Source organism: Luteimonas sp. RIT-PG2_3 (assembly GCF_054902115.1).
Genome location: NZ_JBUBPF010000011.1, coordinates 44094 through 63317, shown reverse-complemented (window position 1 = coordinate 63317; position 19224 = coordinate 44094). Strand labels below are relative to the sequence as shown.

The window sequence follows — 19224 nt, the reverse complement described above, 5'->3', positions numbered from 1 at the left end:
GCCACAAGTGCGCCTTGTGGGAGCGCCCATGGGCGCGAAGGCGAGTGGTGTCGGTGGGGGGGCGGTTTCGCGGACATGGCCGCTCCTACAGCAGCGCATCCCACGACAGTCCATCCCACCAAAGCCCATGCCTGTGGGAGCGCCGATGGGCGCGATGCCCGTCAGGCGTATTCGTCGAGCAGGCCGCGGCTGTGCGTGCTGGCCGCCGGCGGGCGGGCGGCGAGGTCGGCGGCGATGCCACCGTCGCGGTTGCCGTCGTGGCCCGATGCCGACGCGGTCGGTGCCGGCTGGCCGGGTTGGCCCTGCGACTGGCGGTGGCCGACGTCGGCCTGGCCGAGTTGCATGCCGTGCTGGCCGAGCATGTCGCGCAGGCGCGGCAGGCTGGCTTCCAGGGCCTGGCGGACATCGGCATGGGCACTGCTGAACTCGGCGGCCAGACGGTTGCCATCCAGCTGGATGCGGACGTCGATGCGGCCGACATGTTCGGGGTTGAGTCGGATCTCGGCATGGCCGAGTTTCTGTTCGGCCATCCAGGCGATGCGCGCGCCCAGGCTGTCATCGAAACCGTCGTCGGCGCGTGCCGGCATCGCCAGCGGCGTGGCGGCGACGGCCTGCGGCGTCAACGGGCGGTTGGCGGCCTGCGGTGCGGAGATCGACGTCAGCGCGCCGTCGGGCAGTTCGAGCGCGGCGCGACTGGCGGTATCGCCGTCCTCGCGCGTCGCCAGCGCCTGTGCGGCCTGCGCGGCGGCCATGGCCGGTGCCGCCAGCGCGAACGCCGTGCTGGCCGCAGTCGCGGTGGTCGCGGCGGGAAGATGGGTGGCGGCCGGCAAGCGCGCAAGCAGGGCGGACAACGCCGCATCGTCGGCGGCCGCCGTCTGCGCGGGATCGACCGGCACCGCGGCCAGCGGCAGCGGCGTGGCGGCATCGGCGCCAGCGTCGGCAACCGCTGTACCCGCGGCCGCATCGGGCGTCGGCGTGGCCGGCGTGGCCATCAGCAGGGCGAACATCTGTTGCGACAGGATGGCATCCGGTGCGATCGGCAGGCCGTCGCCGTCGTGTTCCTGCGCGGTCGCGACGGTGCCCGGCAATCCGGTGGCAGCCAGGGCATCGCGCGCGGCCAGCGCGGCGTCGCCGCCGGTGGTCGACGCCAGCGCGACATCGCGCAGCGGATCGATCGACGACGCATGCCAGCTGCGTGGATCGGCCGCGCGTTCCTGCGCGGATGCGTTGGACTGCGCGGCCGTGGCCGCATTCGCTTTCGGCGCACCTGCGGTCGTTGCCTGGGTCTGCATGCCATCGTTTCCTGAGGGACCAGACGCGGCCAGGGCACCAGCAAAACTGGTGGGTGCGGAGGCGTCGTCGCCGCGTGGTGGCGCGCCGCCGTTGTTGGCGGCGGCGCCGGTGGCACGCGCTGCGGGCAGTGGCGGACCGGCGCCGATCACCAGGTAGTCCCGCTGTCGTCGACGTCGGCGGTACTGGCGCTGCGCGCCTGGCGGCCACCGATTTCGTCGAGTTCGCGCTGGGTCTTCTGCTGTTCGGCGTGGGCTTCCTGGGCGCGATAGCTGTCGGCCAGCTTCTCGAGCACCTTGGTCTCGCGGCTGGCCAGCATCAGGCGCGCACGCTCGACGTCGCTGACCTGACGGTTGTGGTCGACGATGCCGGCCTGCTGCAGCACCGCGGCGTTGAGGCGCTCGCGGAAGGCCATGCGGTTGACCAGCAGCGCCGGCGAGATCGTCGCGGTGGCCGGGGAGGCGGCGTATTCCTCGGCGTAGCGGCGCAGCGCATCGAGGCGTTCCTGCTGCTCGCGGACCACGCGTTCGCGGTCGGCGACCTTGCGCGCGGCCTCGTCCTGACGCTGTTGCACGACCTGGATCAGCGGATCGAGTCGTTGGGATCGCATGGCGGTCATCAGCCTTCAGCGTGTGGGGGCGTGGGGGGAAGCGGGAATGCGTGGTTGCCGCCATCGTCGAGCAGGCGTGCCAGGGCCTCGCGGCTGGCGGTGACGTTGGCGGCCTCGTGCACGTCCTGGCCCAGGAAGTTCTGGATGGCCGGCCAGCGTGCGATGGCTTCGTCGACGGCCGGGTCGCTGCCGCGCTGGTAGGCGCCGATCGCGATCAGGTCGCGCTGCGCGGAGTGCGCCGCCATCAGGCGCTTGAGCCTGCGGATGCGTTCGCGCCACGGGGCGTCGGTGATGTCCTGCATGACGCGGCTGACCGAGGCCTCGACGTCGATGGCCGGGTACTGTCCGGCGTCGGCGATGCGGCGGGTCAGCACGATGTGGCCGTCGAGGATCGCGCGCGAGGCGTCGGCGATCGGTTCCTGCTGGTCGTCGCCTTCGGTCAGCACGGTGTAGAACGCGGTGATCGAGCCGCAGCCGTCGGCACCGTTGCCGGCGCGTTCGACCAGCGCCGGCAGCTTGGCGAACACCGACGGCGGATAGCCGCGGGTCGTCGGCGGTTCGCCGACCGACAGGCCAATCTCGCGTTGCGCATGCGCGAAGCGGGTCAGCGAATCCATCAGCAACAGTACGTGCAGGCCCTGGTCGCGATACCACTCGGCGATCGCGGTCGCGCGCAACGCGCCGTGCAGGCGTGCCAGCGGCGGCCGGTCGGCCGGGGTGGCGACGACGACGCTGCGGCGCAGCCCGGCTTCGCCCAGCGTGGCCTCGACGAAATCGCGCACTTCGCGGCCACGCTCGCCGATCAGGCCGACGACGATGACGTCGGCCTCGGTGTACTTGGTCATCATGCCCAGCAGCGTCGATTTGCCAACGCCGGAGCCGGCGAACAGGCCGACGCGCTGGCCGCGCCCGATCGGCAGCATGGCGTTGATCGAGCGCACGCCGACGTCGAGCGAGCGCGTGATCGGCTCGCGCGTCAGCGGATTGATCGGCGTGCCGGCCAGCGGCACCCAGTGTTCGGCGCGGATCGGGCCGCGCCCGTCCAGCGGCGCACCGTCGCTGTCGATGACGCGCCCGAGCAGGCCGTCGCCGACGGCGACTTCGCCCTTGCGCCGGGTCGCGATGACGCGCGCGTTCGGCAGCAGGCCCTGCAGGTCGGCGGTCGGCATCAGGAAGGTGCGGTCGCCGGAGAAGCCCACCACTTCGGCGTCGACCCAGCGGTCGCCCGAGGTCGCCACGCGGCAACGTGCGCCCAGCGGCGCACTGCAGCCGGAGGCTTCCAGCGTCAGTCCGACCGCGCGCCGCAGCACGCCTTCGCGGACCAGTCCGAGGTTGGCGGTCGCGGGATCGCCGCTGCGCAGGCGCTCGGCCAGGCGCAGGCTGCGTGCGCCGTGCCAGCCGGCCAGGGTGTCGTCATGGGCGGCGATCGCGATCGCCTGCATCGCGGGATTCATCAGCCGGCGTCCTCGGCGTTGGCGGCCAGCGTGGCTTCGAGCACCGATTGCAGGCGCGCGGCCAGCGTGCCGTCGATGCGTACGCCTTCGCTGTGCAGGCGCAGTTCGCCGCGCGCGAGGTTGCCGTCGGGCGTCACGCGCACGCCGGTCAGGCCGGACAGGTGCGGTGCGAGCACGTTGTAGTCGTCGGGGTGCAGTCGCAGTTCGATCTCGCGGCTGCCGCTACCGACGGCGTCCAGCGCCTCGCGCACGAGGTCGGCCAGCAGGGTCGGGTCGGCGGCATAGGCGCGGCCGACCAGCACGCCGGCGATGCGCACGGCGAGGTCGGACAGCGCGTCGGTGACTTCGGCATCGAGCCGTGCCAGCGGCTGGGTGAAGCCATCGAGCACCCCTTGCAGCTGCGCGATCCGGCGCTGGATTTCGAGTTGGCCCGCGGCCAGCCCTTCGGCATGGCCGGCGGCGCGGCCTTCGTCGTGCGCGGCCTGGCGCAGCGCGTCGATCTCGGCGGCGGTCGGCGGCTTGGGCACTGTCGGCGCGGCCGCATGGGCGGCGGCGCGCGACGGCGCACCGAACCCCGGTGCGGTCCAGCGGACGGCATCGTGCGCGGGTGCGAAGGCGTTCAGACGAAGGCCTCCGAACGCGTCGACAGCGTGATGTCACCGGCCTCGGCCATGCGCCGGACCTGGCCCAGGATTTCCTTCTGCGCGGTCTCGACTTCGGCCAGGCGGACCGGGCCGCGGGCTTCCATGTCGTCGAGCAGGATCTCGGCCGCGCGCTGCGACATGTTGGAGGTGACCTTGTCGCGCACGCGGGCATCGGCGCCACGCAGCGCCAGCGCCAGGGTGTCGGTGGAGACTTCGCGCAGGATGGTCTGCATCGTGCGGTCTTCCATTGTCGCCAGGTTGTCGAACACGAACATCAGGTCGCGGATCTCGTTGCCGAGCGAGCCGTCCATTTCGCTGATCGCCTCGAGCAGCTTCTCGTCGGCGCCGGCTTCGACGAAGTTGAGGATGTTGGCGGCGACCTTGGCGCCACCGACGACGGTCGGCTTGGCGGTCTGGCTGCCGGAGAACTGGCGCGCCATGACGTCGTTGAGTTCGGTCAGCGCGTGCGCGGGGATGCCGTCGAGCGTGGCCACGCGCAGCAGCACGTCGCCGCGCGCTTCCTCGGGCAGGCAGCGCAGCACTTCGGCGGCCTGGTCGCCTTCGAGGTGGGCCATGACGATCGCGATGATCTGCGGGTGCTCATGGCGCACCAAGTCGGCGATGGCCTTGGGTTCCATCCACTTCAGCGCGTCCAGGCCGGGCGTGTTCTGGCCCTGCAGGATGCGGTCGATCAGGCCGCTGGCGCGTTCCTCGCCCAACGCCTGCATCAGCACCGCGCGCACGTATTCGTCGGCACCGTCGCCGATCTTGGCCGGCTGCTCGAGCACGCCGACGAAATCGCCGATGACGCGTTCGACGGTGCGGTGCGGGATGTCGCCCACGCTGGCCATCGCCACGCCGAGCTTCTGGACTTCCTTGGCGCCCATGTGGCGCAGCACTTCGGCGGCCTGCGCTTCGCCCAGCGACAGCAAGACGACGGCCGCGCGCTGGGTGCCGGTCAGGGCCTCTTCGGTTTGATCAGCCATCGGCGGCCACCATGTCGCGCACGACCTGGGCCACGCGCTTGGGATCGGCGCTGGCCGCGCCGCGCGCGGCCTGCAGGTTCTGGTCGAAGCCCGGCGCCGGCGGCAGCGCGGGCTTCGGCGAATACGCCGGCGACAGCTTCACCGGCACGTCGTCGTCGTCGACCATCTCGGCGGTGACCGTGCCCATGTTGCCGCTGGCGCCGGTCGGCACCAGGGCATTGCCGGTCGCCTGGTTGCGCGTGCCGATCAGTTGCCGGAACGCCGGGCGCAGCACGAACACGATCACCAGCAGCACGGCCAGTCCGCCGAGCAGCATGCGCAGCAGGTCGCGCGCCATCGGGTTCTGCCAGATTGGCGGACCGTCGGGAGCGTCGATGGTCGGCCGCGCGAACGGCGCGTTGACCACCGAGACCACGTCGCCGCGCTGGGCGTCGAAGCCGATCGCCTGCTGCACCAGGGTCTCGATGCGCTGGATTTCGCCTTCGTTGAGGGCGCGTTCGGTCGGCGCCGCGCCATCGGCACCGGGCGCGCCGGCCATGTTGTCGACCAGCACCGCGGCGGTGACGCGGCGGATGCGCGGCGCGGCCTGGCGGGTATGCGTCAGCGTGCGGTCGATCTCGTAGTTGCGCACCGAGGTGCGGCTGCCGGGGCCGCTCGCGGTGGCCTGCGCGGTGGCGGTGGCGGCGGCCGGGGCTGCGCCTGCGGCGGCATCGGCCGGTGCCGTGGTGTTGGCGGCGGTCGGGGTGTTGCTGGCGCTGCCGGGCACGCCCTGCGCGGGACCTGCGGCGGACAGGTTGCCGCTTTCGGACAGCTGCTCGCTGCGTACGATCGCCGGCTCAGGGCCGTAGCGTTCGCTGGCCTGTTCGGTCTGCGCGAAGTCCATGTCGACGCTGACCTTCGCGCTGACGCGGCCGGGGCCGGTCATCGGTGCCAGCAGTTCCTCGATGCGCTGCACGTACAACGCTTCCTGGCGGCGCTGCTGTTCGAACTGCTTGCCGCTGATGGCTTCTTCGCTGTTGGGGTCGGTGTTGGACAGCAGGCGACCGAACTGGTCGACCACGGTGACGCGCTCGGGCGACAGGTCGGGCACGCTGGACGCGACCAGGCGCTCGATCGCGTCGATCTGGTTCTGCTCCAGCGACTGGCCGCCATGCAGCTGCAGCACGACCGACGCGCTGGCCGGTTCGTTCTGGCGGGTGAACGCGCTGGGCTTGGGAATCGCCAGGTGCACGCGGGCTTCGCGGACCGGGCGCAGGTTGGCGATCGTGCGTGCCAGTTCGATTTCCATCGCGTGCTGGTAGCGCGCGTTCTCGACGAACTGGCTGGTGCCGAAGCCCTGGTCGCCCTGCAGCGATTCGAAGCCGGCCGGTCCGGTGCTGGCGATGCCGGCCGAGGCCAGCGCCATGCGCGCGGCGCCGGCCTGGTCGGCGGGCACCGACAGCGCGCCGCTGGCGGCGTCGAGCTTGAACGGGATCTGCGCGGTGCGCAGGGTGTCGGCGGCCTGGCTGGTGGACTTGGCGTCTAGGCCGCCCTGCAGCGGCACGAAGTCCGGCTTCTGCGTCCAGAAGAACAGCCACAGCCCGAGGGCGATCGTCGCCGCGACCAGCAGGAACAGGCCGAGCTGGCGCACGACCGGGATGTCCTGCAGGCGGCCCAGGTCGCGCAGCGCGGCGGCGGCCTTGGGAAGTCCTGAGTTGGGAAGGGAAACGGCGCTCATGGGCGGGATTCGAAGGTCTGCAGGAGAGGGGGCGGACGGTGGTGTGGGGCGTGTGGGCTGGGGTCGGGTCGGGCCTGTCGTCAAACCGGCCTCGCTTCTGGACCGACCTCGCTTCTAGGCAGGGCTCGCTTCTAGACAGGCCTCGCTTCTAGACAGGCATGTTCATGACGTCCTGGTAGGCCTGCACCAGGCGGTTGCGCACTTCGACGGTCGCGCGGAACGCCACCGACGACTGTTGCATCGCGACCATCGTCCGCGCGAGGTCGGCACGCGGGTCGCCGAGTTCGAACGCGGTCTGCATCGAGGCGGCATTGGCCTGGGTCGCGCTGACCTTGTCGATCGCGTTCGACAGCAGGTCGCCAAAGCCCGGCGCCTGGGCCGTGCCCTTCGCGCCGTTGACGCCATCGAGCAGGCGTCCGCCCGGATTGACGTCGATCGCATTGCCCTGCGCCACGTCGCCGCGCGTGCGCATTTCATGCGCGCGGATCTGGGACAGGATCGAGGAGATGGCGTCGGTCATCGCGGCTGCTGCACAGGGACTTGATACGGGTCAGGCAAGAGGCGTGCCAGCGCGCTGTCAGAAACCTGCCGCCGCTGCCGTTGCCGGGTCGGTCTCGCGGTCGATGCCGTACTTGCGCAGCTTTTCGACCAGGGTCGTGCGGCGCAGGCCCAGCAGCGGCGCGGCATGCGCGACCACGCCGCCGGTCTGTGCCAGCGCGGCGCGGATCAGCCGCAGCTCGATGCCGGCGATGTGGTCGCGCAGGTCGATGCCTGCGCTCGGCAGGGCGGCCTCCTCCTGGCCGGCGTCGTCGGCGACGGCCTCCTGGCGGGCCGGCGTCTCGGCGATCAACTGCACGACGGGGCGTTCGGGCGCGGCGATCTGGCGGATCGCCGGCGCGGTGTCGAGGCCGTCGGCGCTGCCCGCCGCGCGATAGCGGGCCGGCAGGTCGGCGGCGCGCACGACGCCGTTGGGCTGCAGCACGGCCAGGCGCTCGAGCAGGTTGGACAGTTCGCGCACGTTGCCGGGCCAGCGGTGCTGTTGGAGCGTGGCGATGGCCTCGTCCGACAGCGCGACCTGGCCGCGGCCCTGTTCGGCCTGCTGGCGGCCGATCGCGGCGATCAGTTCCGGCAGGTCCTCGATGCGGTCGCGAAGCGCCGGCATCTCGATCGGGAACACGTTGAGGCGGTAGAACAGGTCTTCGCGGAACTGTCCGGCGTCGATCCGCGCTTCGAGGTCGCGATGGGTCGCGGCGATCACGCGGACGTCGCACTTGAGGGTGGTGGTGCCGCCGACGCGCTCGAAGCAGCGTTCCTGCAGCACGCGCAGCAGCTTGACCTGCATCGGCAGGCTCATGTCGCCGATCTCGTCGAGCAGCAGGGTGCCGCCCTCGGCCATCTCGAAGCGGCCCTTGCGCTGGGTCAGCGCGCCGGTGAAGGCGCCTTTCTCATGGCCGAACAGCTCGCTCTCGAGCAGGTCGGCCGGGATCGCGCCGCAGTTGACGGCCACGAACGGGCGCTCGCGGCGCGCCGAACGCTGGTGCACGGCGCGCGCGGCGACTTCCTTGCCGGTGCCCGATTCGCCGAGGATCAGCACGGTGGTGTCGTGCGGGGCGACCTGGTCGATCATGCGGTCGAGCGCGACGATGCCGGCGCTGCGGCCGGTCGGTCCGCTCTGCGAATGGGCGGCGCGGGCCTGGACTTCGGCATGCTGGATCGACGCGCGCTGCAGGCAATCCTGCAACTGGCTGCGGCGCAGCGGGAAGTCCAGCGGCCACACCGACTGGCGGTGCAACTGGCCGCGCCAGGCGGCGTCCGGGGCGTGCCCCGGCAGTTCGAGCACTGGCGGATGCAGCGCCTGCTTGGACAACCAGCCGGCGAACGCGGTCATGTCGCCATCATCGACATCGCCGACGATCACCGCCAGCCAGTCGCCGGCGCGGCGCGCGCGCGACAGGTCGAGGTCGTCGAGGCTGGCGGCGATGCGCGGCGCGTATTCCATGAACTCCAGCAGCGTGGCGACGCGCTCGGCGCGTTCCATGTCCTGGTCGATGACGAGGATGCGGGCGGTGTTCATCAGGCGGCGACCGTGGCAAGGCGGGACGGACGGGAGACGTGGCGGGCCTTGGCGGGTCCGATCGACAGTTGTTCGCGGTACTTGGCGACGGTGCGGCGCGCGATGCGCACGCCCTGGCGGGCCAGCAGCCCGGCGATGACATCGTCGGCCAGCGGCGCGGTGCGCGGCTCGTCGTCGATCAGGCGCTTGACCATCGCGCGCACGGCGCTGCCGGCGACGTCGGCGCCATCCAGGCGCACCGCGAACAGGCGCTTGAGTTCGATCGTGCCGCGCGGGGTCTGCATGTACTTGCCGGCGACGATGCGCGAGACCGTGGACTCGTGCACGCCGATCGCGTCGGCGACTTCGCGCAGCGTCAGCGGCAGGATCGCCTCTTCGCCACGCTCCAGGAAACCGCGCTGGCGCTCGACCAGCAACTGCGCGGTGCGCATCAGGGTGTCGTTGCGCATCGCCAGGCCGCGGACCAGCCAGCGCGCCTCGTCGAGCAGGCCGCGCAGCACGGCATGGTCGCCGCCATTGCCCGACAGGGCCCGCTCGCAATGCGCGGCGATGCGCACGCGCGGCGTCGAGTGGCGGCCGAGCGCGACGCGCCAGCTGCCACCGGCGAACCAGGTGACGACGTCGGGGACGATATGGCTGTCTTCGACGCTGGCCGGGGCTTCGACCGGGTGCGCGCGTAGCGACAGGATCAGGGCGATCGCGGCGCGGACCTCATCGGCGGGCACGGCCAGTGCGGTGGCCAGCGCGGCGTCGTCGTGCGAGGCCAGCAGGCCGACGTGCCCGGCCAGGATGCGCAGCGCCAGCGTGCGGGTCCCGGAGGCGGGCAGCACGCGCAGCTGCGCGGTCAGGCATTCGGTAGGGTCGGCGGCGGCGATACCGGGCCACTCGCCATGCAGCAGGCGCTGGCGCACCACGCGCAGTTCATCGCGCTGGCCTGGGAACGCGGTGGCGCCTTCGGCCAGGGCGTCGACCAGCGCCGGTTCCAGATAGCCGCGGTCGTCGCAGCGGTCCAGCCACCAGGCGGCCATCGCGAGGTCGGCGTCGTTCCAGTCCAGCGCCAGGGCCTTCAGCAGGCGCAGGCGCATGTCGCTGGACTCGCCATCGGCGATGCGCGAGGTGGCGTCGTCGAGATCGCCGAAGCTGCCATTGGCGCCCAGGCCCGACAGGAAGGCCGGTTCCGGCAGTTCGTCCCAGGCCGCGGCTTCAAGGTCGGCGATGTCGGCTTCCGGCGCTTCGGTCTCGAGTTCGGGCTCGTCCTGCTCCAGCAGCGGGTTGCGCTCCAGTGCCTGCTGGAGTTCCTGCTGCATCTGGACCGAAGTCAGCTGCAGCAGTCGGATCGACTGCAGGAGTTGCGGCGTCAGGTTGACGCCCTGTGCCATGCCGGTACGGAGTGAGCCTTTCATGTTCCAAGCCTGTGTGGCCGATCCCCATCGGCGCCTTGGAAATATCGTGATGTCGGGAAGCCGGCGTTCAGATCAGGGCAAACCCTGACCGTATTCAGGGCAATCCTGTAGGCATGTCAGGGAGTCCCTGACTTTGCGTCGTTAATATGACGTGAACAGAGTGTGATTGGCATGAAATGACCTGCTGCGTCACGTGTGATGCCCGTCACAAAGCCATTTTCAAGGGGTTTTTGCGTGGTTTCGGCCGGCCGGAACATTGACGCGTCCGGAAGTCGACGGCGGCGGTGCCGGTTGTGGGCCTTGCCGCCCCCTGTTTTCGACCTTTACGGAGGGGCCTGGCGTATTCGCGTCGGAGTTCCGACGCTCCGGGCGATCGCAGCCATTCCCCCGTCCCGACAGGGGCAAGCGGCGTGCCGCAGGCGATGGCGACGGGCGATGGCGACGGGCGATGGCGACGGGCGACGGGCGACGGGCGACGGAAGGCCGGCAGCAGACGGACGCAGCTGTGCCCGCGCGCGGCATCCCGGGCCGTCGTGGTGACGTCAGCGGCCTGCGAGCCGGTCGGCGGCACCGATCAGGCAGTAACTATCAGGGAGTACTGATCAGGGCGTCGGGGCGCGATCAGGGACGGTCGTGGTGACGCATCGCGATGCGCAGCAGTTCGCTGGCATTGCGGCAGCCCAGGGCTTCCATCATCCGCGAGCGGTGCGTCTCGACGGTCTTGACGCTGATGTCCAGGTCCGCGGCGATCTGCTTGGTCGTGCGCCCGGCGCCGAGGGCGTCGAGGATCTCGCGCTGGCGGCGTGGCAGGTTCTCGACATCGCCGGTCGCGCGTTCGGCGCGATAGCTACGCAACTGCGGCGCGGAGACCTGCGGGCTCAGGAAGGTGCGACCGGCCGAGGCCGCGCGCAGCGCGATCTCCAGCTCGGCCGGGGGCGCGTCCTTGACCACGTAGCACAGCGCGCCGCGCGACAGCGCTTCGCGCACATGCAGCACGTCCTCGTGCATCGACAGCACCACGACCGCGCTCTCGGGCACGGTGCGCCGCAGTTCGGCGAGGGCGTCAAAGCCGCTGCGGCCCTTCAACGACAGGTCCAGTACGACGATGTTGGGCAGAAGCTGGCCCGCGCGAATGACGACATCGTCGGCATTGGCCGCTTCCCCGACCACTTCGACACTGTCCATCGCTTCCAGCAGACGCCGGATCCCTGCGCGAACCAGCGCATGGTCGTCGCAAATCAGCACTCGTGCCACCACGTGACCGCCTCTCCCTTCGTCGTTCCCCCGGCGCTACCTTAACCAAGATCACCGGGGCGCGACAGCCATGGACAGCAGGTGGCAATAGATGACAGGCCCTAGCGACGACGGCGCTCGGCGACCTCGCGGCGATGGATGCGGAACACGTGCCGTTCCAGCGCTTCGGTGAAGGAAGGTGAAAGGGGTCCGAATTGCAACCAGATGCGCGTCACATTTTCGTGCTCCGGCGCGGTTGCGATGACGGTGGCCGGCAACAGCAGCGGCGTCGGCAGCCAGTCGGACGCGCTCACGCGGAAGCGTCCGGTCGATCCGGTCGCGATCTCGCCGCGGGTTTCAAGCTCGGCGCCATGCGCCGACCAGTGCAGCGCAAGCAAGGAATCCTGCGTGCCCTGGGTCGCGGCGATGCCGGCAATCAGCAGCGTCAGCACGTCGAGCTTGGCTTCCAGCCGCTGCAGCGCGGCGTCGGCAGGCTGGTCGCTGTCCTCGCTGCGGGGCGCGCTGTCGTCGACCACGGCCAGTGCGTGCAGCAGCGATTCGCCCTGCAGGGCCATGCGGTCCAGCGTTGCGTGGTCGAGCGGGCCGGGCAGGAACGCGGCGGCGCGGATCTCCTGCAGCGCCAGGATGTCGCCGAACAGGCGCTCGCGCGCGGCGGCGGGGCTGGCGGCAACGGTGATGGCCGCATCGGCGCTCATGCCAGTTCCCGCAGCCAGGCGTTGGTGCCGCGGCGATCGCGGCTGAAGGAGGCGAGTTCGGCGGAGGCGGCATCGCGTGCGATGCGCAGCGCGTCGAGCAGGTGTCGGTGTTCGTCAAGCAAGTCGAGCCAGGGCTGCCGCGGCGCGGTCTTCAGGTCGACCCTGGACAGGGCGAAGACGATCTCGGCATGGTGCCTGTCGAGCAGCTGCATCGCGGTGTCCCAGTCCTCGTCGGCGATCGCGTCGTGCACCGCGTAGACCGGCAGTGCCGGCACCCGGGCAAGCGCGACGTCCGCGACGGCGTCGTCGGCAGGGCGAGCGTCGGCGCGATCGGCGACAGCGGCGAGCATGTTCATTCCTTCGGCGCGATCTGGCGCCAGGCGGCCTCGATGTCGCCGAGGATGTCGTCGATCTCGCGCAGCGGGGCCACGTCGTTGTTGAGGTTGGCGTCGAGCAGGCGGCGCTGGCAGTAATCGTACAGTGCGGCCAGGCCATCGGCGATCTCGCCGCCGGCGTCCATGTTCAACGAGCTGTTGAGGCCACCGATGATCGCACAGGCATCGGTGATCGCCGCGGCCTTGCGCGGGACGTCGCCACGCTCGAGCGAGGCGACCGCCAGGCGGACGCGCTCGCGCGCGGTCGACAGCATGATCGCGATGAGCTGGTGCGGGCTGGCGTCCAGCGCGGCGCTGTCGGCACCGGTCTGCTTGTACTGGTTGGCGAGGCTGCGCGCGTACATGGCGTATCTCAGGAAGAGCTCGTCGACGACGACGAGAGTTGTTGAGTCAGGAAGGTGCTGGTGCTCTGCAGTTTGGTCATCATCGTGTCCAGCGCCAGGAACTGCGCCTTGTAGCGTGCCTCGGTCAGCGTCATGCGGCGGTCGAGGGCGTCGCGCTGGCGGGTCAGCTGCTTGGTGCGTTCGGCCAGGCTGTCGTCGCGGCTCTTCAGCGGGCCATCGGTCGACAGCAGCGCGGTCATCGATGCGCCGAGCTTGCCGCCGAGGCTGCCTTCGGCGCTGCCGAACAGCTTGGATACCGCCGCCGGATCCTTGGCGATGCCGGCGTTGAAGTCGGCATCGCTGAGGGTCAGCGTGCCGTCCTTGCCGATGGTGATGCCCATCGCCTTCAGCGCGGTGACGTCACCGCCGACCATGTCGCGCAGGTCGCGGGTGACGCCGCGTACCATCGCGTCGCCGTTGAGCGCCGCCGCGACCTTGGTGGTGGCGTTGTAGGTGGTGGTGCTGGCGATCGCGTACAGCGCGGCGTTGTAGTTGGTGACGAAGGTCTTGACCGCGGTCAGCTGCGCCGCGGTATCGGTGCCGACGGTCATCTGGATGACCTTGCCGGCCTCGGCTTCCTTCAGCGTGAAGCTGATGCCCGGCACCAGGTCGGTGATGGTGTTGCTGGCATTGGTGCGGACGATGCCGTCGACCTTGATCTGGGCGTCGCTGGCAGCGACCAGCTGGCTCATGCCGCCGCCGCCGGCCGGGTAGGCCAGGGCCGCGAGCCCGCCATTGCCGCCGCTGGCGCTGACGGTGATGGTCTTCGCGGTGCCGCTGTCGAGTGCGCCCAGCACCAGCTGCGCACCGCCGTCGCCGGTGACGATGGTCGCCTGCAGACCCTTGCCGGCAGCCTGTGCGTTGATCGCGTCGCGGACCTCGGCCAGCGAGTCGGCGCCTTCAGCGATGTCGACGGTGAACGTGTGCTCGCCGGCGGTGATCGTCAGCTGGCCGTGTCCGACGACCGCCTTGTCGTCTGCATAGGCCGCCGAGGCCAGCTTCTGCGCGCTGGCCAGGGCCAGCACTTCGACCTGGTACTGGCCGGTCGGTGCGCCGGCCGAGACCGTGGCCGAGAAACCGGTGGTGGCCGACAGCGCGACCGAGCGCGCCTGCGTGGCCTGGTTGCCGCTCAGTGCGCGCAGCGCGGTCTGCAGGTTGGTCATCGCCGAACGCAGCGAACCGATGGCCGAGACCTGCGCCTTGATGGCGGTCTCGGTCTTGGCATGGCGGGCATCGGCCGGCGCGCGTTCGGAGGCGGTCAACTGGGCGGCGATGGTCGCCGGGTCGATGCCGGAGCCGACGGTGCCGACGGCCATCAGCGCACCTGCCCTTGCGACAGCCGGCCACTCCCCGCGCGCGCGCTGGCGCTGCGGAAGGGCGGTGCTGCGTGGTGGTCGGTGGCGGTCATGACGGCTGCCTGTGCATGGAAGGAAAGCGGGGGGTGTTGCGGGTGTCGCCCTGTTCCGCTGCCGCCTTGCACGAGGCGGCAGCGGAACAGGGCGTGGCCGAAGCCACGCCCTGGCCTGGATCAGCGGATCAGGCTCAGCACGCCGGAGGCGGACTGGTTGGCCTGGGCCAGCATCGCGGTACCGGCCTGCTGCAGGATCTGGTTGCGCGTCAGCGCCGCCGATTCCTTCGCGAAGTCGGCGTCCTGGATGCGGCTGCGGGCAGCCGACAGGTTCTCCGAGGTGGTGCCCAGGTTGGCGACGACCGAAGTGAAGCGGTTCTGGATCGCACCCATCTCGGCGCGCGCGGTGTTGACGGCGGTCAGCGCGGCGTCCATCGCCAGCAACGCGTTGTCGGCACCGGCCACCGTGGCCAGGCTCAGCGTGGCGAAGCCGGTCTGCGCAGCGCCCGGGACCGTCGTCGCGGTGCCGGCGGCGGTCGCCAGGCCGGTCACGCCGGTGGCGCCGGCGATCGTCAGGTTGGCATCGGTCGACACCACGGCGCCAGCGGCGCTGAAGGTCACGTTGGCCAGCCCGGTGTTGGCGGGCAGCGCCTTGGCAGTGTCGAAGGCCGCCGACAGGGCGGTCAGCGCCGCGGCACCGGTGGTGCGTGCGGCATCCGCTGCAAGGCTGATGGTCACGCCGTTGATGCTGACCGAGATCGCACCCGGAGCGGCCGCGTCGGTGATCGCTGCGGTCTGGGTCTGGGTGTAGGCCGTCGTGCCCAGGCCAGTCCAGCTGCCCAAGGCTGCGGACGAGGCGTTGGTAATGGCGGCAATGTCGATGGTCTCGCCCTGATTGGCGCCGACCTGGAAGGACTGCGCGGTGAACGAACCGTCGAGCAGCTTGACGCCGTTGAAGTTGGTCTGCGCCGCGACGCGGTCGATTTCCGACTTCAGGGCCTGGGCTTCGGCGTCCAGCGCAGCGCGGTCGGTGACCGAGTTGGTGGCGTTGCGGCTCTGCACGGCCAGCTCACGGATGCGCTGCAGGTTGTCGCCGATGCTGCCCAGCGCGCCTTCGGCGGTCTGCGACAGCGAGATGCCGTCGTTGGCGTTGCGGGCGGCCTGGTCGAGGCCACGGATCTGGGTGGTGAAACGCTGGCTGATGGCCAGACCGGCGGCGTCGTCCTTGGCGCTGTTGATGCGCAGGCCCGAGGACAGGCGCTGCAACGAGGTAGCGAGGTCGGTGCTGGACGCGGTCAGGTTGCGCTGGGCGTTGAGCGACATCACGTTGGTGTTGATGACTTGCGACATTGAAGCTCTCCTGGAAGGTAGGGTCCGGCGGCGACGAGAGGGCCTTGGCCGGGGTCCGCAGGGTGTGGCCGGGAATGGTCCTCTCCGCTGCTGCTGTCTATAACGGCGCCGCGCCGGGTTCCTTTAGCGTCGTGGCGAAAAAACTTCCAACGGCCGTCCCCGGGCCGGGCCTGAAGCGTACGTCGGCGGTCGCGTGGCGCGCTGTGACCGGCCGCCCAGCGCGGGCATGGCGGCCCTGCGGGGCGAGGGCAACGCAGGCGTCGTCGGGCACGCGACCAGCAGCAGGATCGGCACCGGCCCGCAACCACGGCGCGACCCGCGGCGGCGGTCGCGGCGCACGACGCAGGCACGTGGGGCGGGCAGAGGCAGGGCGGACAGAGGCAGGGCGGACAGAGGCAGGGCGGACAGAGGCAGGGCGGCGGTCGATGTCGCCGCCGCCGCCGCGGGGATGACGGCGGCGGATGCGTGGTCCGGAGAGAGGCCGGTGGCGGCGATCTTCAAAGCAGGTCGAAGATCGACATCGACTGCACGCGGATCAGCGTCTTCTGCGCAGCCTCCAGCGCAGTCGCCTGCAAGGCCAGCCGGGCGGCGGCTTCGGCGGGATCGATGTCGCGCAGGTTCGACAGCGTGGTCTCCAGGCTCAGGCCATAGGCGCTGCGGCTGTCGGTGGCATCGTCGAGTGCGGCCAGGCGGGTACCGGTGCTGGCGCGCGCGCTGAGGAAATGGTCCTGGGTGCGACTGATGTCGCCGAGCGCGGAATTGACCGCGTTGTTGCGCGCGGCCTTCTCGGCATCGGTGGTGGCCGGCGTCTCCAGGGCGGTCGCGATCGCATCGAGGGTCGCGAACACGTCCTGGGTCGGCGCCTTGCCGACCTGGAAGCTGTCGCCGGTCGCGGGCGCGCCGGTCAGCGTCATCTGCACGCCGCCAGCGCTGATCGTCGCGCCGGCGGTGTAGGCGCCGGTCGAGATCACCGTGCCGCCGGCATCGACGACACGATAGGTGTCGGGGGCGGTGAACTCCAGCGTCAGCGTGCGACCGGCCCAGGCCGCGCTGTCGGTGACCGCGCTGTGCTTGAGTACGCCGCTGCCGGCATTGCCGGTGTCGGCGGCGCCACGGCTGAGGCCGTCGCCGGTGCGGATACGCAGGAACAGGTCGCTGCCGGGATCGGTGCCGGCCACGCGCAGTCCGGGTGCGACCTCGACCTGGTTGCGGCCGTCGTCGCCGACGTAGGTGATCGCGCCATTGCTGTCTTCGGCGAACGGCTGCACCGCGTCGCGCTCACCGGCGAACAGGCGATGGCCGGTGCCGTCGTCGCGGTTGGCGATGGCGATGATCGCGCTGCGGATCGAGCGCAGTTCCTCGGCGATCGACTTGCGGTCGGCTTCCGACAGCGTGGGGGTATTGGCCTTGACCGTCAGTTCGCGCGCGCGGTCGAGCTGGGTGCCGACATCGGTCAGCGCCTGCTCCTGCGAGCGCAGGCGGTGTTCGAGCAGCGCCGAATCCTGGTCCTGCTGCTCCAGCGTCGCCAGTGCATGGTCGAGCCGGGTCGCCTGCGCCATGCCGGCCGGGTTGTCGGCGGCGGTGATCAGTTTCTTCTGCGTCGTCAGTTCCAGCTGCGCGCGCGCGACATTGGACTGCTGGCGGAGCAGGGCGGTCACGCCCTGCTGGTGCATGGCGGCGGTGGAGAGGCGGAGCGTCATGGCGGTTCCTCAGCGACTCACGGTCGCCAACAGGGTCTGGAACATCGTGTCCGCGGTCTTCAGGATCTGTGCGGCCGCCTGGTAGGCCTGCTGGTACTTCATCAGGTTGGTGGCTTCCTCTTCGAGGTTGACGCCACTGATCGACTCGCGCTCGGCGCCGACCTGCAGGTCGATGGCCTGCTGCGCTTCAAGGCTGAGGTCGGCATGGCGGGCCTCGGTTCCGGCCTTGGAGACCAGCTCGCTGAGGCCGACCGTCAGCGACACGCTGCCGCCGTTGAGCACGCCACGGGTATCGAGCGTCGAGAACGCCTGCGCGTTGGCATTGCCGCTTGAACGCGCCGGCGTGCGCCCGAGCGCGAAGCTGTCGCCCGCCCCCGGCGTGCCAGACAGCGTGATCGACCAGGCGCCGCCGGGATCGGCGATCGCGCTGCCCGGCGTCCAGGCGAAGGGGCCGGCGCCGTTGACGGTGTACTGGGTGTCGTCGATGAACTCGATGCTGGCGCCGGTGAACGCCGCGAACGCCGCCGCGTTGGTCACCGTCGTCGTCGCGACGCGGCCGTTGCCGAGGTTGCCGGTGTCGGCACTGGCGACCATCGGGCCGGCGGCGGCGATGTGTGCGGGATCGGAGATCGCCACGCGCAGGCTGCCGGCGGCGCCCGAGGTCGGACGCAGGCTGAAGCGGTCGCCCGCGGCGGCGCTGCCGGACATCACCAGCGACACGCCGTCGACGACGAAGGGATCGGCCGCGGTGCCGCTGCCGGTCATCGCGACCGGCAGGCCGTTGTCGGCGCGCTGCGCGCTCCAGGCGCTGCCGTCGAAACGCATCACCACGTCGTTGCCGGTCAGCGCCGAGGCATTGCCGATGCTGCCGACGAAGCTGGCGGTGCCGGTGTTGGCGGCGTTCTGCTGCACGGTCGGCGGCTGCAGCGCGAACAGGTCGGTCCCGGGATTGCCGTTGTAGTCGACGCCGGCGCGCTGCGCCTCGTTGAACGTGGTGGCCATGACCGTGGCCAGGCGGCCGAGTTCGTTGCGCGCGGGATCGAGCACGCGGCTGCGGAATTCGAGCAGTCCGCCGAGCTCGCCGGACAGGCCGCTGTCGGCCAGTCGGGTCGGAGTGCCGTGGCCGGTGTCGATGGCCAGCTGCAGGCGGTCGGGACGGAACGGATCCTGGATCGTCGACAGCGGATTGGCCTTGGCGCCCAACACCAGCGGCTGGCCGCCGAGCGTGAACACGTTCATCGAGCCGTCGTCGGACTTGGTGATCGTCGCACCGGTCATCGCCGCGAGCTTGTTGATGCGGGTCTCGCGCGCGTCGAGCATGTCCGGGGTCACGCTGCCGCCGGCGGCAGCGATCGAACGGTTGAGGTCGGCGATCTCGCGCGCGAGCTGGTTGGCGTCGTTGACCTTGCCGAGCAGGCTGGCGTCGGTCTCGTCCTCGATGGTCGACAGCTGGGTGTCGAGCGAGTTCCAGCGCGTCGCCAGCGATTGCGCGGCGGCCAACAGGGCAGTGCGCGCGGTCGTCGAGGTCGGGTCGGCGCTGACGCCGCGTGCGGCCTTGAAGAAATCCGAGAACGGCACCGACAGTCCGGTGGTGCTGTCCGACAGCAGCGCATCGACGCGCGTGGCCATCGACGACAGGCTGGTCAGGCGACCGACTTCACCGCTGCTGTCGACCTGGCGCGCGAACACCAGGCCATCGGCCAGCCGCTGCAGCTTGGCGACATCGACGCCCTGTCCGATATAAGCCCCGCCCTGCAGCGGCGTGCCGGCGCGTGCGGCCAGCTCGACGCGTTGGCGGCTGTAGCCGTCGGTCGTGGCGTTGGCGACGTTGTGGCTGATCGTGCCCAGCGCGCGCTGGAACGCGAGGAGGGCGGAGCTGCCAGTGGAAAGCATGCCGGTCATGGGAGTCCTTGGTTAGCGC

The 19224-nt window shown here is 70.8% G+C and carries 17 protein-coding genes; all 17 read right to left on the bottom strand.

Annotation, left to right across the window (positions count from 1 at the left end; all coding sequences use genetic code 11):
- Nucleotides 1–161 precede the first annotated feature (161 nt).
- The 17 genes from ACYX7E_RS15510 to flgK all read right to left on the bottom strand — a co-directional run bounded on the left by ACYX7E_RS15510 (nucleotide 162) and on the right by flgK (nucleotide 19205).
- Nucleotides 162–1292 (bottom strand): flagellar hook-length control protein FliK, encoded by a 1131-nt coding sequence (locus ACYX7E_RS15510; RefSeq protein ID WP_462081493.1) that lies wholly within the window; start codon nucleotides 1290–1292, stop codon nucleotides 162–164.
- Nucleotides 1293–1438: 146 nt separating this feature from the next.
- On the bottom strand, nucleotides 1439–1900 hold the full coding sequence (gene fliJ, locus ACYX7E_RS15505) for a flagellar export protein FliJ (RefSeq protein WP_462081492.1): 462 nt from the start codon (nucleotides 1898–1900) through the stop codon (nucleotides 1439–1441).
- 8 nt (nucleotides 1901–1908) lie between these two features.
- Nucleotides 1909–3354, bottom strand: a complete 1446-nt coding sequence (fliI, locus tag ACYX7E_RS15500) for a flagellar protein export ATPase FliI (RefSeq protein WP_462081491.1) — start codon at nucleotides 3352–3354, stop codon at nucleotides 1909–1911.
- Nucleotides 3354–3977 carry a FliH/SctL family protein gene (locus ACYX7E_RS15495; protein WP_462081574.1) on the bottom strand — a complete coding sequence of 208 codons (624 nt, stop codon included), beginning with the start codon at nucleotides 3975–3977 and terminating at the stop codon, nucleotides 3354–3356. Before ACYX7E_RS15495 ends, fliI begins: the two co-directional genes overlap by 1 nt.
- Nucleotides 3974–4960: a flagellar motor switch protein FliG gene (gene fliG, locus ACYX7E_RS15490; protein WP_462081573.1), complete on the bottom strand. Its 987-nt coding sequence runs from the start codon at nucleotides 4958–4960 to the stop codon at nucleotides 3974–3976. Before fliG ends, ACYX7E_RS15495 begins: the two co-directional genes overlap by 4 nt.
- 16 nt (nucleotides 4961–4976) lie before the next feature.
- Nucleotides 4977–6701, bottom strand: coding sequence for a flagellar basal-body MS-ring/collar protein FliF (gene fliF, locus ACYX7E_RS15485; protein ID WP_462081490.1), 1725 nt, complete (start codon nucleotides 6699–6701; stop codon nucleotides 4977–4979).
- Nucleotides 6702–6849: 148 nt separating this feature from the next.
- Complete coding sequence (gene fliE, locus ACYX7E_RS15480) at nucleotides 6850–7221, bottom strand: flagellar hook-basal body complex protein FliE (protein WP_462081489.1); 372 nt, start codon at nucleotides 7219–7221, stop codon at nucleotides 6850–6852.
- A gap of 57 nt (nucleotides 7222–7278) precedes the next feature.
- Nucleotides 7279–8775, bottom strand: coding sequence for a sigma-54 dependent transcriptional regulator (locus ACYX7E_RS15475; RefSeq protein ID WP_462081488.1), 1497 nt, complete (start codon nucleotides 8773–8775; stop codon nucleotides 7279–7281).
- Nucleotides 8775–10178 carry an RNA polymerase factor sigma-54 gene (rpoN, locus tag ACYX7E_RS15470; protein WP_462081487.1) on the bottom strand — a complete coding sequence of 468 codons (1404 nt, stop codon included), beginning with the start codon at nucleotides 10176–10178 and terminating at the stop codon, nucleotides 8775–8777. The genes ACYX7E_RS15475 and rpoN overlap by 1 nt, the downstream gene beginning before the upstream one ends.
- A gap of 621 nt (nucleotides 10179–10799) precedes the next feature.
- Nucleotides 10800–11435, bottom strand: coding sequence for a response regulator (locus ACYX7E_RS15465; protein WP_462081486.1), 636 nt, complete (start codon nucleotides 11433–11435; stop codon nucleotides 10800–10802).
- Between the two features lie 98 nt (nucleotides 11436–11533).
- Complete coding sequence (locus ACYX7E_RS15460; protein WP_462081485.1) at nucleotides 11534–12127, bottom strand: PilZ domain-containing protein; 594 nt, start codon at nucleotides 12125–12127, stop codon at nucleotides 11534–11536.
- A complete protein-coding gene (locus ACYX7E_RS15455) occupies nucleotides 12124–12483 on the bottom strand; it encodes a hypothetical protein (protein ID WP_462081484.1) in 360 nt (119 codons plus the stop codon). The genes ACYX7E_RS15460 and ACYX7E_RS15455 overlap by 4 nt, the downstream gene beginning before the upstream one ends.
- Nucleotides 12480–12866, bottom strand: coding sequence for a flagellar export chaperone FliS (gene fliS / locus ACYX7E_RS15450; protein WP_462081483.1), 387 nt, complete (start codon nucleotides 12864–12866; stop codon nucleotides 12480–12482). Before fliS ends, ACYX7E_RS15455 begins: the two co-directional genes overlap by 4 nt.
- 8 nt (nucleotides 12867–12874) lie before the next feature.
- Nucleotides 12875–14221 (bottom strand): flagellar filament capping protein FliD, encoded by a 1347-nt coding sequence (gene fliD / locus ACYX7E_RS15445; protein ID WP_462081482.1) that lies wholly within the window; start codon nucleotides 14219–14221, stop codon nucleotides 12875–12877.
- 212 nt (nucleotides 14222–14433) lie between these two features.
- Nucleotides 14434–15603 (bottom strand): flagellin N-terminal helical domain-containing protein, encoded by a 1170-nt coding sequence (locus ACYX7E_RS15440; protein ID WP_462081481.1) that lies wholly within the window; start codon nucleotides 15601–15603, stop codon nucleotides 14434–14436.
- A 497-nt stretch (nucleotides 15604–16100) separates the two neighbouring features.
- Nucleotides 16101–17303: a flagellar hook-associated protein FlgL gene (gene flgL, locus ACYX7E_RS15435; RefSeq protein WP_462081480.1), complete on the bottom strand. Its 1203-nt coding sequence runs from the start codon at nucleotides 17301–17303 to the stop codon at nucleotides 16101–16103.
- A gap of 9 nt (nucleotides 17304–17312) precedes the next feature.
- Nucleotides 17313–19205: a flagellar hook-associated protein FlgK gene (flgK, locus tag ACYX7E_RS15430; protein ID WP_462081479.1), complete on the bottom strand. Its 1893-nt coding sequence runs from the start codon at nucleotides 19203–19205 to the stop codon at nucleotides 17313–17315.
- Nucleotides 19206–19224 lie beyond the last annotated feature (19 nt).

What these genes read in the sequence shown, in the direction of transcription:
- flgK (WP_462081479.1), bottom strand. Translation starts at nt 19,205, where the DNA reads ATGACCGGCATGCTTTCCACTGGCAGCTCCGCCCTCCTCGCGTTCCAG.
- ACYX7E_RS15460 (WP_462081485.1), bottom strand. Translation starts at nt 12,127, where the DNA reads ATGAGCGCCGATGCGGCCATCACCGTTGCCGCCAGCCCCGCCGCCGCG.
- fliF (WP_462081490.1), bottom strand. Translation starts at nt 6,701, where the DNA reads ATGAGCGCCGTTTCCCTTCCCAACTCAGGACTTCCCAAGGCCGCCGCC.
- fliI (WP_462081491.1), bottom strand. Translation starts at nt 3,354, where the DNA reads ATGAATCCCGCGATGCAGGCGATCGCGATCGCCGCCCATGACGACACC.
- fliE (WP_462081489.1), bottom strand. Translation starts at nt 7,221, where the DNA reads ATGACCGACGCCATCTCCTCGATCCTGTCCCAGATCCGCGCGCATGAA.
- fliJ (WP_462081492.1), bottom strand. Translation starts at nt 1,900, where the DNA reads ATGCGATCCCAACGACTCGATCCGCTGATCCAGGTCGTGCAACAGCGT.
- ACYX7E_RS15440 (WP_462081481.1), bottom strand. Translation starts at nt 15,603, where the DNA reads ATGTCGCAAGTCATCAACACCAACGTGATGTCGCTCAACGCCCAGCGC.
- fliD (WP_462081482.1), bottom strand. Translation starts at nt 14,221, where the DNA reads ATGGCCGTCGGCACCGTCGGCTCCGGCATCGACCCGGCGACCATCGCC.
- ACYX7E_RS15455 (WP_462081484.1), bottom strand. Translation starts at nt 12,483, where the DNA reads ATGAACATGCTCGCCGCTGTCGCCGATCGCGCCGACGCTCGCCCTGCC.
- fliS (WP_462081483.1), bottom strand. Translation starts at nt 12,866, where the DNA reads ATGTACGCGCGCAGCCTCGCCAACCAGTACAAGCAGACCGGTGCCGAC.
- rpoN (WP_462081487.1), bottom strand. Translation starts at nt 10,178, where the DNA reads ATGAAAGGCTCACTCCGTACCGGCATGGCACAGGGCGTCAACCTGACG.
- flgL (WP_462081480.1), bottom strand. Translation starts at nt 17,303, where the DNA reads ATGACGCTCCGCCTCTCCACCGCCGCCATGCACCAGCAGGGCGTGACC.
- ACYX7E_RS15510 (WP_462081493.1), bottom strand. Translation starts at nt 1,292, where the DNA reads ATGCAGACCCAGGCAACGACCGCAGGTGCGCCGAAAGCGAATGCGGCC.
- ACYX7E_RS15475 (WP_462081488.1), bottom strand. Translation starts at nt 8,775, where the DNA reads ATGAACACCGCCCGCATCCTCGTCATCGACCAGGACATGGAACGCGCC.